The organism is Idiomarina sp. 017G (genome assembly GCF_004362265.1).
Taxonomy (GTDB): domain Bacteria; phylum Pseudomonadota; class Gammaproteobacteria; order Enterobacterales; family Alteromonadaceae; genus Idiomarina; species Idiomarina loihiensis.
Window position 1 is genome coordinate 77,806 of the sequence record NZ_SNWT01000009.1, and the last position, 12,716, is coordinate 90,521.

12 protein-coding genes are annotated in these 12,716 nt (G+C 47.5%); 7 read left to right on the plus strand and 5 right to left on the minus strand.

Features of this window, described 5'->3' with window-relative positions; translation table 11 throughout:
* Positions 1-4: 4 nt before the first annotated feature.
* Positions 5-1,171, plus strand: a complete 1,167-nt coding sequence (locus DEU30_RS11520; protein WP_227016381.1) for a PAS domain-containing protein — start codon at positions 5-7, stop codon at positions 1,169-1,171.
* On the opposite strand, the gene DEU30_RS11525 is transcribed toward DEU30_RS11520, so the two are convergent.
* Both DEU30_RS11525 and pyp read right to left on the minus strand, forming a co-directional pair.
* Positions 1,168-2,436 (minus strand): AMP-binding protein, encoded by a 1,269-nt coding sequence (locus DEU30_RS11525; RefSeq protein WP_114982258.1) that lies wholly within the window; start codon positions 2,434-2,436, stop codon positions 1,168-1,170. The genes DEU30_RS11520 and DEU30_RS11525 overlap by 4 nt on opposite strands.
* A 1-nt stretch (position 2,437) precedes the next feature.
* Complete coding sequence (gene pyp, locus DEU30_RS11530; protein ID WP_114982259.1) at positions 2,438-2,815, minus strand: photoactive yellow protein; 378 nt, start codon at positions 2,813-2,815, stop codon at positions 2,438-2,440.
* A gap of 143 nt (positions 2,816-2,958) precedes the next feature.
* On the opposite strand from pyp, the gene DEU30_RS11535 reads away from it, so the two are divergent.
* On the plus strand, positions 2,959-3,549 hold the full coding sequence (locus DEU30_RS11535) for a TetR/AcrR family transcriptional regulator (RefSeq protein WP_114982260.1): 591 nt from the start codon (positions 2,959-2,961) through the stop codon (positions 3,547-3,549).
* Here the strand turns inward: DEU30_RS11535 and DEU30_RS11540 are convergent.
* A complete protein-coding gene (locus DEU30_RS11540; protein ID WP_227016382.1) occupies positions 3,533-4,780 on the minus strand; it encodes a CynX/NimT family MFS transporter in 1,248 nt (415 codons plus the stop codon). The two genes, DEU30_RS11535 and DEU30_RS11540, sit on opposite strands and share 17 nt — an antisense overlap.
* A 76-nt stretch (positions 4,781-4,856) precedes the next feature.
* Between DEU30_RS11540 and gmk the strand changes: the two genes are divergently transcribed.
* From gmk to DEU30_RS11560, 4 genes are all read left to right on the plus strand, one after another.
* A complete protein-coding gene (gene gmk, locus DEU30_RS11545; RefSeq protein ID WP_114982262.1) occupies positions 4,857-5,489 on the plus strand; it encodes a guanylate kinase in 633 nt (210 codons plus the stop codon).
* A 68-nt stretch (positions 5,490-5,557) separates the two neighbouring features.
* Positions 5,558-5,827: a DNA-directed RNA polymerase subunit omega gene (gene rpoZ, locus DEU30_RS11550; RefSeq protein WP_011235607.1), complete on the plus strand. Its 270-nt coding sequence runs from the start codon at positions 5,558-5,560 to the stop codon at positions 5,825-5,827.
* Between the two features lie 102 nt (positions 5,828-5,929).
* A complete protein-coding gene (spoT, locus tag DEU30_RS11555; RefSeq protein WP_114982263.1) occupies positions 5,930-8,035 on the plus strand; it encodes a bifunctional GTP diphosphokinase/guanosine-3',5'-bis pyrophosphate 3'-pyrophosphohydrolase in 2,106 nt (701 codons plus the stop codon).
* A 1-nt stretch (position 8,036) separates the two neighbouring features.
* Complete coding sequence (locus tag DEU30_RS11560; RefSeq protein ID WP_011235605.1) at positions 8,037-8,429, plus strand: RidA family protein; 393 nt, start codon at positions 8,037-8,039, stop codon at positions 8,427-8,429.
* On the opposite strand, the gene DEU30_RS11565 is transcribed toward DEU30_RS11560, so the two are convergent.
* Positions 8,430-9,770, minus strand: a complete 1,341-nt coding sequence (locus DEU30_RS11565; RefSeq protein ID WP_114982264.1) for a Na+/H+ antiporter NhaC family protein — start codon at positions 9,768-9,770, stop codon at positions 8,430-8,432.
* Between the two features lie 122 nt (positions 9,771-9,892).
* On the opposite strand from DEU30_RS11565, the gene DEU30_RS11570 reads away from it, so the two are divergent.
* Positions 9,893-11,422 (plus strand): bifunctional GNAT family N-acetyltransferase/carbon-nitrogen hydrolase family protein, encoded by a 1,530-nt coding sequence (locus DEU30_RS11570; RefSeq protein WP_011235603.1) that lies wholly within the window; start codon positions 9,893-9,895, stop codon positions 11,420-11,422.
* Positions 11,423-11,427: 5 nt separating this feature from the next.
* Here the strand turns inward: DEU30_RS11570 and DEU30_RS11575 are convergent, their stop codons facing one another.
* Entirely contained in the window at positions 11,428-12,636 is a 1,209-nt protein-coding gene (locus DEU30_RS11575) for an HDOD domain-containing protein (RefSeq protein WP_114982265.1), read from the minus strand.
* Positions 12,637-12,716 lie beyond the last annotated feature (80 nt).

Sequence of the window (12,716 nt, forward strand, 5' to 3'; positions counted from 1 at the left end):
GTTTATGGATTTTGAAAAAAGCTTGGTTAATCTTGAACATTTAGCAAACTCGGTACCGGGTGCGCTATACCAGCTTGAACGCTCACCGGACGGGCAATTGAAATTTAATTATGTCAGTCAGGGCGTTGAGGCCATTTTTGGGTGCTCTGCTGAGTCACTGGCAAATGACGTGACATTGCTGAGTGAAATTATTCATCCCGACGACTTACAATCTGTTTTGAGCAGTATGCACAACTCTGCCCGCTATCAATATTTGTGGGTGAAAGAGTATCGAGTGATTAAAAATGGAAGAGTAAGCTGGATATACGGGCACGCAGTGACCAGTCAACAGGCCGACGGCAGTACACTCTGGAATGGACAGATGCTGGACATTACTGAGAGAAAAATGCTGGAGCTGAAAGTTGAAGAGAACCAGCGAAATTTAATGCTTGCTGAACGAGTTGCCGGGTTAGGCCATTGGCAGCTCGACTTAGAAACCGGGCAGTCGCAGTGGTCGGATACCATGTACAATTTGCATGGACTGAACAAGGCCAAAGTTACCCCCTCCTTGGCTCTGACTTTAGAAAGAACTCATCCTGAAGATAGGCAAGCTGTAACAGAAGCAATAAATGCCGTTAAACAGTCCGGCGCGAGAGATGTCGAGCATCGCGTTATGTTGGGTGACGGTGAAATTCGATGGTTAAGACGCTCGGGGATTTACCATATTGACGAAGCCGGGCGTGAAATTATTTTTGGTACCACGCAGGATATTACCGATTATAAAGAGCTGGAACTCAGGCTCAGAGAAACTGGTGGTAATGACGAACACACCGGGTTTTATAATCGCAGGCTGATGCTGCAGTCTTTGCAACGGCGCTTTAGCTTATATCAGGCTCATTCTGAGCATCAGTATTATTTGATGGTCGTGCGAGTTGCTAACAACGCAGAAACTTTAAAAGCGGTCAGTAAAATTGTTCGTCAGAATATTCAGGATTACGACACTCCGGGTTGCTTGGGAAAAGGAATTATCGTTGTACTCATGTCAACGTTGTCGGCTGAGCAAAATAAGAACTGCCTAAAGGCTACCCGGCAGTTGTTAGAGCAGCACGAAATTGAGCACAAAATAGCGTTAGAGTGTGCACAGATAACGGATCTAAGATTTGACGATGTGTTATTGCGTGCGTTGAATTAATCTAACGGCTTACCCGTTGGCGAGTTATCGATACTCCAGTCTTGCGCCTTACCCATAGAATTTATGGGTAATTGCTCCCCAAAGCTAATTCGTTCAGGTATTTCCGCGGCACAGAGGTTGTCACTTAACCAGGTTTGAACACTTTGCTCGGTAACCGTTTCGTTAATACTTTCTTGTAAAACAATAAAGGCCTTCAGCCCACAGCCTTCATCAGCTCTCATCGGGCGTACCGTTGCATCGGCAACTGCCGGGTGTTGACGCAGACACTTAGCAATATGAGCCGGGAACACATTGATCCCTCGTATCGAAACAGCCTCGTCGACTCGTCCGGTAATTTGGAATTCATCCTCTGTATGCCATCGGGTATTATCTGGTATTTCGTAATTAACTTTTGTTTTTTTATCAATTAGCTGCTGTTGGTTTTCTGTATTTTTGCGCCAGCGTGATAACAGACGGTAGTTATTTTCTGGTTTACTCCGGTAGCCCATACCTGCAGTCTCTGAACTACCATAAATTTCGACAGCGCGAGCTGCGCCTATAGCATACAACTGGTGCACCGTACTGGCCGGGCATGGTCCGGCAGAGCTAAGAAAAAGTACTCCGGGCGGTAATGGTGGCATCTCTGACGATAACTGAGTGAGTAACTCAGGGTAACCGACAACAACATCTCCGGCACGTAAGCCTCCGTTGCGAACATGGCTATAAGCTTTAAAGCCGCGCAGCACCGGGGCATCAACAAGATGCGGCAACAATATGGTAAACAGGAAGCCGTAAATATGATGGCTGGGCACTAAAGCGACAATACGAGCTGGAGATAACTCATAATCGTTTTCAAAGATGCGGACAAACTCTCTCACTTCCTCAACTAATGTACTCCATGAATGCTCGCAGGCCTTAGGTTGGCCGGTGCTGCCGGAAGTGGTAACTGTTAAGTTTTGGGTGTGAACTTGCCGCGATTTCAGAACAACTTCAGCCCATTCGGCCAGACTGTTACGGCGCAGAAGGTAATCTTCAACTCCGCTGTCTCCCATATGAAAGAACTGAACTACACGACCAGCTAAAGCCAGTCTTTCCAAAGAATCAACTGGAACTTCATCCTCGCCACTGTCTTTGGTTGATTTGTGTTTTGCCACTAAAGTGTCGTCTTCATGCCATTGACGACGTTTCCAGTGCTCACTTTCAGTCGGGCGCATACGCGCAAGTTCATCGGCGATAATATCGCCGATGACAGTAACAACAAGGTGCTGCTGAAGTGAGTCTGTCACTTTATAGTCGCTTCACGAATACCCAGTAGGTGTCGCCGGTTAAAGCTTTCTTCATATGAACTTTAACTTTGGTCGGCTGCATTTCGTAATCAAAAACATATTCAAACATGGTGTTTAAATTACCGCTTTTAACGCCTTCGTCGAAGCGCCCTTTAAACTCAGGGCTGTTGGTACATGGCGCCACTTCGTTAAAGAAGTTTTTGCCAACGACAGCGCCCGGATCACGACCGGTAATGTCGCCTTCGGCGGCGTTGTATTGAATAATTTTACCGCTAGCGTCTAACTGAATAGCGCCAAAAGCAATGTCGTTTAACTTGTCATCTGACATTTTAGATAAAGTGTTTTCGATATCATCAGAACCGAATTGAACAATCTCCATTGTGTTACCTCTAAGTACGAAATGTATGGGTTAATAGTGGAGCCCGAGATATTTAGATCATGTTTTCTTAACACTTCTTAAAGTGAAATTAACAACAAGCAGGTCTATACTTGCCTTCAGGTAAATAATTAAGGATAAAGATAATGCCCAGAACGCCTAAATTTCACCGGGAAACAGCGCTTAACAATGCGCTGAAGCTTTTCTGGCGCAAGGGATACCACGCAACCTCTATGAAAGACATAGAGGAAGAAATGGATATGAGGCCAGGAAGTATTTATGCTGCATTTGGCAATAAAGAAGCCCTGTTTAAAGAGACCCTTGAAGAATATTCCTCTCTCGCAGAGGAAGAGTTTAAGCAAGCCTTAGCGCAAAAATCTTCGGTGCTGCAGGGAATAAGTTTGTACCTTCGTAACATTGCGGTAGTGACAGCAACCTGTGCACCAACGCAGGCTTGTATGCTGGTAAAAACCTTGCTGGAATTTACGCCGGAAGACAAAGCGTTTAGCGAGCCGGTACAAAGTTATCTTGAAAAATTCGAGCAGCTTTTTACAGAGGCGTTTCAGCAGGCGCAGCAGCGAGGAGAAATTGGTAGTTCGCAGTCTCCTGAACGTCTAGGCCTTTTATTACAGACGAATATTATTGGTTTACGAACCATGGCCAGGCGAGAAATTCCGCGGCAGCAGCTGGAAAGCCTGGCCGATGATATAATTGCGAGAATTATTCCCGCAAGTTAAACAGGCCACGGTAGCTGTTAGGGTTAAATTGCCAGGTTATAAGCAAAATAAGAATGCCGACAATAATATGTAACTGCCAGCCTAAACTGTAATTACCGTAAACGTCTCTGAACCATCCGGTCAACAACGGCATCAGGCTGGCAAACATAAAGCCAATACCCTGCATAAAAGAAACCAGGCGCCCTGCCTGCACAGGGTTATCGATATGGTCCAGCGCCATAACAATACATAGCGGGAAGGCACCACCTAAGCCAAAGCCGCAAAGTGCCGACCATAGCCAGGGAGCTTCGGTCGGAAACCAGCTTAACCCCGCAAAGCCTGCCATTTGAATAAGTACCGCGGCTGTTAGCCACAACCGTCGGTCTTGTGTGCGCGATAGAGCCGGTAGCAGCAAAGCTCCAATAACCTGAACCAGAGAAAACAACGCCAGTAAATTCCCTGCTTTTTGTGCGGGCCAACTGAATTCACCATAAAATGGCGCTATCCACGCAATAAATCCGGCGTATCCTGCATTCACCAGGGCAAAATAAATACCCAGGAGCCAAGCCCTGGGGTAACGGTGAGCCCGCAATAACAGGTGCCGGGGAGGAATGCTGGCAACCGGTGTGCGGTTAAAAGGTAAGTACCAAATAATCAGCACTATCGCCGCTAAAAGAGACCAGCTGCCTAGTGCCTGAAAGCGCTCTGGTAATAAATTTGCAGCCCATGGCGTAGCGACAGCACCTAGCGCCGCGCCGCCCATGAGTGCCGCAGACCAAAGGCCAGTGACCATACCCAAACGATTCAAATACTGTTGTTTGGTCAGTTCCGGAATAACGATATGCAGTAACGCAATACCAACTCCGCCCACTAAAGCACTGGTAATCATACTGGTGCTGGTCGGCTCAAATAGCCGGGCAGTAAGGCCTGCGCACAGAATCAACAAGCCCAGCCCAATACCTTGCCGATAACCCAAAGCGGTTGTCACCCGCCCGGCAAATAAGGCCATTAAGCCAATCATTAGAATGGGCAGTGTCGTTAACAGCGATATCTCACTGAAAGACAGACCTGTGATGGTTTGTAGCTCATCGGTTAGTGGCCCTACGGATGTCAGCAAAGGACGCAGATTAAGCCCCAGTAATACCAGTACGAGCAAGCCGAACAGCAGGGGGAATTTAGACGGTTTTGCGACAGGCGCCGATTGAGTCTGCAAAGTAATACCACGAGTCCTTAAAAGCCATACTTTACTCAATTTTCATCGCGGTGTGAAACCGTGTTATTATTTCGCGCCAACAGTGATCGTCCGTTTCTTAAAAAGAGAACCCGTTATGACCGCGTCTCCGGTGTTAGGGAATTTGTTTATCATTGCGGCCCCGAGTGGCGCAGGGAAGTCGAGCCTCATTCGGGCTTTGTTGGAAAAGCATCCAGATCAGTCAATGCAGGTGTCTGTATCATCTACTACGCGTAATCCGCGTCCGGGAGAGGTTCAGGGCGTCCATTACCACTTCCTCAGTACTGAAGAATTTGAACAACGCATTGATGCCGGTGAGTTTTACGAATGGGCGCGTGTATTTGGCAATTATTACGGCACCTCCCGCAAAGTCGTAGAGTCTTTGTTAGCTGAAGGCAAAGACGTGTTTCTGGATATTGACTGGCAGGGCGCTCAACAGGTTCGTGAACACCACCCTGAAGTGCGTTCGGTTTTTATTGTTCCGCCCAGCCTGGAAGTTCTGGAGGAACGTTTACGCTTTCGCGGACAGGATTCCGACGAAGTTATTGCCGAGCGCATGGCAAAAGCTCAGGCAGAAATGTCGCATTATCATGAGTTTGACTACCTATTGGTAAATGATGACTTTAACAACAGCCTGGCATCGCTGGAGCATATCGTTTTAGCTCAGCGACAAAAAATGCCGCATCAGCAAATAAGATATTCAAGCGTATTGAAGGAATTGCTTGGATAATAGGCCTTAATTCCGTATAATTCTTAGCCTTTCGAAAAATACGACTCACGCTTTATTGGGAGTAAACCATGGCTCGCGTAACTGTAGAAGATGCTGTAGACCGTGTTGGTAACCGTTTTGATTTAATTTTGTTAGCCTCACGCCGCGCGCGTCAGTTGGCCAATGGTAAAGAGCCATTAGTTGAAACAAAAAACGAAAAACCAACTGTTATTGCTTTGCGTGAAATAGAGCAAGGCCTTATCGACAACGAACGTCTTGATATTGAAGATCAGGCGGCTCAAAAGCAGCAAGACGCTGAAGAACTGCGTGCGGTAGATGCGCTGCGCGGTATCGAATAAAAGTTTCTGTTCGCCAACGGCATCAATGCCGTTGGCAATTCCGTCAAATCCCCTTATTCTGAAAGTATATTCATAGTCCGGTATTACCCGGGGAGTTAACTGGTGTACTTATTTGAAGGCTTAAAGGCTCAGGTTAGTGAGTATCTTCCGTCCGAGCAGGTGGAACGTATTCGTGATGCCTTTGTTGTAGCAAACGAAGCCCACAGTTCGCAAAAGCGCAGTAGCGGTGAGCCTTACATTACGCACCCGGTTGCGGTTGCAAGCCTGCTTGCCGACATGAGACTGGATTGCGAAACCTTAATGGCGGCTTTACTTCATGACGTTATTGAAGATACTGAAACCAGCCGTGAAGATTTGGCCGAGCGTTTTGGGGCAACCGTTGCCAGTTTAGTGGAGGGTGTTTCTAAACTGGATAAGTTGCAGTTTAACTCCAAAGAAGAAGCCCAGGCTGAAAACTATCGCAAGATGATTATGGCGATGGTGCAGGATATTCGGGTTATTCTGATTAAACTTGCTGATCGCACCCATAACATGCGCACCATTCAGCATCTGCGCCCCGATAAACGCCGCCGTATTGCCCGTGAAACCTTAGAAATTTATGCTCCACTGGCACACCGGCTGGGTATGCACGATATTAAAAATGAACTGGAGCAACTGGGCTTTTGGGCGCTGTACCCCTGGCGTGGGAAATTGCTTGAGTCAGAAGTAAAACGTGCCCGCGGTAACCGTCGCGAGTTTACAGAGCGTGTGCAAAGTGAAATCAGTTCGCGTCTGGACGGTAACAATATTCAGGCGCGGGTCTCTGGCCGTGAAAAGCATCTGCACAGCATTTACCGGAAAATGCAGGCCAAAGAAGTGAAGTTTGAACAGGTCATGGACATATACGCTTTCCGCGTCATTGTGGACAGTGTCGATACCTGTTACCGGGTTCTTGGGGCGTTGCACAATTTGTATAAGCCCATTGAAACGCGGTTTAAAGACTACATTGCTATTCCAAAGTCGAACGGTTATCAGTCGTTGCATACCTCTTTAAAAGGCCCGCATGGCGTGCCGGTAGAAATTCAGATTCGTACCGAAGAGATGGATCTGATGGCTGACCGCGGTGTCGCCGCGCATTGGATGTACAAACAATCAGACGATTCCAGCACCACGGCTCAAGTGCGTGCGCGTAAGTGGATGCAAAGCTTGTTGGAGCTACAACAAAGCGCGGGTAATTCCTTTGAATTTATTGAAAGTGTAAAGTCTGACTTATTCCCGGATGAAATTTATGTCTTTAGTCCCGACGGGCGTATCACCGAATTACCTCAGGGCGCTACGGCGGTAGATTTTGCTTACGCGGTTCATACCGACGTTGGTAACACCTGTATTGGAGCGAGAGTTAACCATCGTACTTATTCGTTGAGTAAACCGCTGGAAACCGGACAAACGGTTGAGATAAAAACAGCACCTAATTCGCGGCCGAATATTGCCTGGTTAAACTTTGTGGTAACGGGTAAAGCCCGGGCTAAAATTCGCCAGTACCTGAAAAGTCAGGAAGCTAATGAAGCGCAGCAATTAGGTGAGCGCTTACTTCGCTCAGCACTCGGGCAGGTCAGTTACGACGAAATTCCAGAGTCGGAATTTAAGCGCGTGTTGCAGGAAACGAAAATTGATAGCCGTGAGAATTTGCTGAAACAAATTGGGCTGGGCAATATGATGTCGGTGGCCATTGCGAAGCGCCTTTTAGGCGACTTACAGCCGATAAAAGATGACAACGCATCACAAAAAAGCCTCTCGATTAAAGGCGCCGAAGGCCTGCTGGTCAGTTTTGCCAAATGCTGTCGCCCTATTCCGGGCGACGATATCATTGCCCATGTGAGTCCGGGTAAAGGTTTGGTTATTCATCGTCGTGAGTGTAAAAACGTTCGCGGGCACGAAGATGACCCGGGGCGTTACTTCCCGGTTGAGTGGGATAACAAACCCGAAGCCGAGTTTATTTCTGAAATTCGCATTGAAATTGTCAATAATCAGGGCGTGCTGGCTAAGTTAACATCGGCTATTGCAACCACGGGCTGTAATATTGATGGTCTGCAGACCGAAGAAATTGATGCCAACATTTATTTCATTGATGTGGCTTTAACGATAAAAAACCGTAAGCATTTAGCGGATGTGATCCGTCATATTCGTAAGATGCCGGATGTTCAGCGCGTGACGCGCTTAAGGAAGTAATATGTCTAAAGTGATTATTTCAACGGATAAAGCGCCAGCAGCTATCGGCACTTATTCACAGGCGGTAAAAATTGGTACGACGGTGTATCTTTCCGGACAAATTCCTCTGGTTCCTGAAAGTATGGAGCTTGTCAGCGAAGACTTCACGGCCCAGGCCGAGCAGGTGTTTAAAAACCTGACTGCTGTTTGTGAGGCATCCGGCGGCGAACTGCAGGACATGATAAAGGTGCAGATTTATCTGACCGATCTGGGGCAGTTTGCCATTGTAAATGAAGTTATGGCGAAGCATTTCAGAGAACCGTATCCGGCTCGCGCGGCTATCGGCGTAAAGCAGTTGCCGAAAGGCGCGCAAATTGAAATTGACGGCATTATGGAACTGCCCAGTACCTACTAATTAAACTGTTTCTGGTGTCGGCTCTCTGTCTTCCAGAGGGCGGCGCCAGATGATAATGGCAATAGCCACGGCTGCCAGAATAAAGCAATACCCCGTATGCAGACTGACCGATAGTGGCGATATTTTAAAGCTGGCTCCCATCAACAGTGCCTGTGCCCCGTAAGGCAAAGCTCCCTGTACAACGCAGGCAAAAATATCCAATAAGCTGGCGCTTTGGCGCGGTGCTAAATTGCCCACTTTGGCCAGTCGTTTACTGACTTCGCCGGCCAATAAGATGCTGACGGTGTTGTTGGCGACGCATAAATTTGTCAGAGCAGTAAGTGCGGCAACACCAATAGCTGATGCACGCTGTTTGTGTTTACTGACCTTATTGGCTGCGCTTTCGACAAAACCCGCTAAGAAAGCCAATCCCCCTTGCTGGCGAATTAACGCCGACAAGCCACCAATGAGCAGCGACAGCAGGAAGATTTCCTGCATACTGCCAAAACCTTCGTAGATATCCTGACTAAAAGCTACCCACTCGTAGTCGACAGTGAACATGCCAAAAGCGGCGGCTAAGACAATGCCAAGCCCGAGTACGGCGAAAACATTAAGCCCCATAACCGCTAAAACAATAATGACGAAATAAGGTAATGACAGCCATAGGTTGGCTTCCGGAATTTCCAAAGGCACCTGGCTGGTATCGTATGTCACTAACCAAATGACGGTAAAGATAGCCGCAGGTATGGCAATTTTTAAGTTCGCGCGGAACTTGTCCCGCATGGTACAGCCCTGTGTACGAGTTGCGGCAATGGTGGTGTCCGAAATGATAGATAAGTTGTCGCCAAACATGGCACCACTAACAAGTACCCCGGCCAGCAGCGGCAAGCTAATATCGGTTGCTTCACCAATGCCCAGAACCACCGGAGCAAGCGCTGCCAGTGTTCCCATAGAGGTGCCCATGGCGGTAGAGATAACCCCGGCAATAATAAACAACCCGGGCAGCAGGAAAGAAGCCGGAATAACATTTAGCCCCAGTGCCACCATGGCATCGACGCCGCCGGTTGCTTCTGCCACCGTCGAAAACGCCCCCGCCAGCAAGTAAATGAGGCACATGGTAATAATGTTATTGTCGCCGACACCGCCAACGAAGGTTTCGATGCGCTCTTCAAATGCCTGCTTACTCAGTAAAATACCAAGGACTATTGCCGGCAGAATCGCAACCGGGCTGGGTAATTGGTAAAACGCGTATTCAACCCCTTCGCTTTGAAAATACAATCCGGTTCCTAAGAACAGGATCAAGAATAAAGCGAGAGGTAACAGCGCTTTAGCGCTAGCCGGTTGTGGCGAAGCATTGGTCATGTGTCAGCCTTCTTATTTTTATTTGGACGTCCAGAAGTTTATACAGCTAATTATCCTGATGCAACCTTATTCCAATTACGTGTAGACTGTCGGTAAAGTTGTTTTAGATCAGGATAGAGATAATGAGCCCCGATGAACTGCATTTGCAAATACGAAATTTGCGGCTGGAAGATTACGAACAGTTAAAAGAATTAATGGATGCTGTCTACACAGACATAGGCGGCTCCTGGAGCCAGTTCACCATAGAAAAGCTGATAAAAGATTTTTCTGAAGGTCAGTTTTGTCTGGAGGATAATGGCCGCATTGTTGGTGTCGCCTTAACGGTTAAGGTGGCCTACACCAAGTTTTCTAACCCTCACGCCTATGACGATTTAATTGGTCACAGAGAGGCGATTCTGAACAATAAAAAAGGTGACGCGCTCTATGGGCTGGATGTACTCATTCACCCGGAGTATCGCGGTTACCGTCTGGGACGCCGTTTGTACGACGCACGTAAAGAGTTGTGCCGCCAGGCCAACCTGCGCGCCATTCTGGCCGGTGGTCGTATTGTCAATTACCACAAATATGCAAATGAGCTGACGCCAAGTCAGTATCTGGATAAAGTGCAGCGGCGTGAAATTTATGATCCCATTCTGACCTTTCAGCTGGCGAATGACTTTAGCGTAAAACGCCTGTTGGGTAAGTATCTTCCGGAAGATAAAAAGTCACGCGGCTTTGCCACTTTACTGGAGTGGAATAACTTTCTGTACGAGCCTTCAGATAACATTCTGACAACCCGTATTCAAAATGTGCGTGTGGGTGCCGTGCAGTGGCAAATGCGCTCGGTGGAGTCGGTAGAAGAACTGCTGAAGCAAGTGGAATACTTTGTTGATGCTCTGTCGGGTTATCAAAGTGACTTTGCCGTCTTTCCGGAGTTTTTCAATGCGCCGTTAATGGGGCTCACTGACCAGAGCCAGCAAATGGACGCAATTCGTTTTCTGGCTGGGTACACCGATCTGTTTAAGCGTGAAATGTCGCAAATGGCAGTCAGCTATAACGTCAATATTATTACCGGATCGATGCCGGTGCAGGACGGAGATAGTATTTATAACGTCTCGTATTTGTGTCGTCGCGATGGCTCGGTAGAAGAGCAGTACAAATTGCATATTACTCCGCACGAAAAGCGCGACTGGGTCATTGAAGGCGGCAACGAAGTTAAAGTCTTTGATACCGACGCCGGACGCATTGGCATTTTAATTTGCTATGACGTGGAGTTCCCAGAACTGGGCCGCATAATGGCGGACGAGGGATTAGAAATTCTGTTTGTACCGTTCTGGACAGATACCCGTAACGCCTACCTGCGTGTACGACACTGTGCTCAGGCACGTGCGGTCGAGAACGAGTGTTATGTGGTGATTTGTGGCAGTGTCGGCAACTTGCCTGAAGTGGAAAGTCTGGATGTGCAATATGCGCAGTCGGCAGTATTCTCTCCTTCGGACTTTGCCTTCCCGCACGACGCCATCATGTCGGAGACCACGCCGAACACGGAAATGCTGATGTTTTCAGATTTAAATCTGGATGAGCTGCGTTATTTACACCACGAAGGCTCGGTGACCAATAAAAAGGATCGTCGTACGGATATCTATGAAGTATCTCGTAAACGGATGAGCTAGGATATTTAGAACAGAGCTAAACGACACCATTGGCTGGCATCGATATAGAGCTGGCCAATATCGGTGCCGTTTAGTTTTTGTTTTAGCGGGTGTTTATCCAGAGCTTCCCACTCGCCGCGCTCATAAAGCTCAGTCATTTGCAGCAGATATCCCCACACTCCCTCGCGGTTTTTCAACGCTTTGGTAATGTCTTTAGAAAGCGGAAGCTGTTTAAGAACATCCTGCATAGATACGCCCAATATGATATCCAGTAAAGAGAGCATGCCTGTTAAAAAAGCACTGGAACGGTGCTTTTCGTTAAGAATTTCAACCGTAACTAACTCCATAAACCGGGCGCGGGTTACCGACTTAATGGTCAGCTCTTCAGGCTGCCCTGCTGACACATTAGCTAAAACAACCAGAGTAATAAAACGGCGAATTTCGGTTGTCCCCAAGTAGACCAGCGCATGCTGAATGTTTTCAATCTTTTTACGGCCGCCGTATAGAGCGCTGTTGACCAGTTTAAGCAAACTGTAAGTGAGTGATAAGTCCTGTTCAATAGCCTGTCGTATGGTATCTAAGTCGAGCTCTTTTTTATGCGCCTCAGACAACAATGTCAGCATACTAATACGGTTAGGCGCGAGCGATTTTTGCTGGACTATTTGCGGCTTTTCGAAGAAAAAGCCCTGAAAATAATCAAAGCCTAACTCCAGGCAACGCTCGAACTCGTCCCGGGTTTCAACCCGCTCGGCGAGCAGTGGAACGCCCTTTTCTTTAAAGAAGCGAATTTTTTCGTCAAGCTCTAAACCTTGCTCCTGGATATCAACTTTCACCATATTGATCATAGGAATGAGAGGTTCCCATTGCCCGGCAAAATCATGATCATCCAATGCAATTCGGTAACCTTTGGCGCGAGTGGCACTGCATGCTTCTAATAAAGGCGCATCAACCCCCACGGTTTCCAGAAGCTCTACCCACACGGTGCGGGCGTTGAGGAAAGAAGGGAAGTCATTTAGCAAAGTACGGGCATGAAAATTGATAAATGCCTGCTTTCCCATACAAAGTGTCTGAATGTCACCCAGTAAATGTTGCTGCAAAAGCAGTTTAGAGGTGGCCTCGTTAGGATCAATATTCGGAAAACTGTTTTCAGTACTGTTGCGGAACAGCAGTTCATAACCAAAAACTTTTTGGTCTCTGGTTAAAATAGGTTGCCGCGCAATGTAGGAGTACGACATTGTTATTCTTATTATCCTGAGTGGAGCATAGGGTTAGTTCTGACCGAATCTCTCGGGTATACTGCTTATATCTAGTCCTA

Excerpts from the sequence above, each read along its gene's own strand:
- DEU30_RS11570 (WP_011235603.1), top strand. The coding sequence starts at position 9,893 with ATGAGCCCCGATGAACTGCATTTGCAAATACGAAATTTGCGGCTGGAA.
- DEU30_RS11535 (WP_114982260.1), top strand. The coding sequence starts at position 2,959 with ATGCCCAGAACGCCTAAATTTCACCGGGAAACAGCGCTTAACAATGCG.
- DEU30_RS11575 (WP_114982265.1), bottom strand. The coding sequence starts at position 12,636 with ATGTCGTACTCCTACATTGCGCGGCAACCTATTTTAACCAGAGACCAA.
- DEU30_RS11520 (WP_227016381.1), top strand. The coding sequence starts at position 5 with ATGGATTTTGAAAAAAGCTTGGTTAATCTTGAACATTTAGCAAACTCG.
- pyp (WP_114982259.1), bottom strand. The coding sequence starts at position 2,815 with ATGGAGATTGTTCAATTCGGTTCTGATGATATCGAAAACACTTTATCT.
- DEU30_RS11560 (WP_011235605.1), top strand. The coding sequence starts at position 8,037 with ATGTCTAAAGTGATTATTTCAACGGATAAAGCGCCAGCAGCTATCGGC.
- gmk (WP_114982262.1), top strand. The coding sequence starts at position 4,857 with ATGACCGCGTCTCCGGTGTTAGGGAATTTGTTTATCATTGCGGCCCCG.
- rpoZ (WP_011235607.1), top strand. The coding sequence starts at position 5,558 with ATGGCTCGCGTAACTGTAGAAGATGCTGTAGACCGTGTTGGTAACCGT.
- DEU30_RS11565 (WP_114982264.1), bottom strand. The coding sequence starts at position 9,770 with ATGACCAATGCTTCGCCACAACCGGCTAGCGCTAAAGCGCTGTTACCT.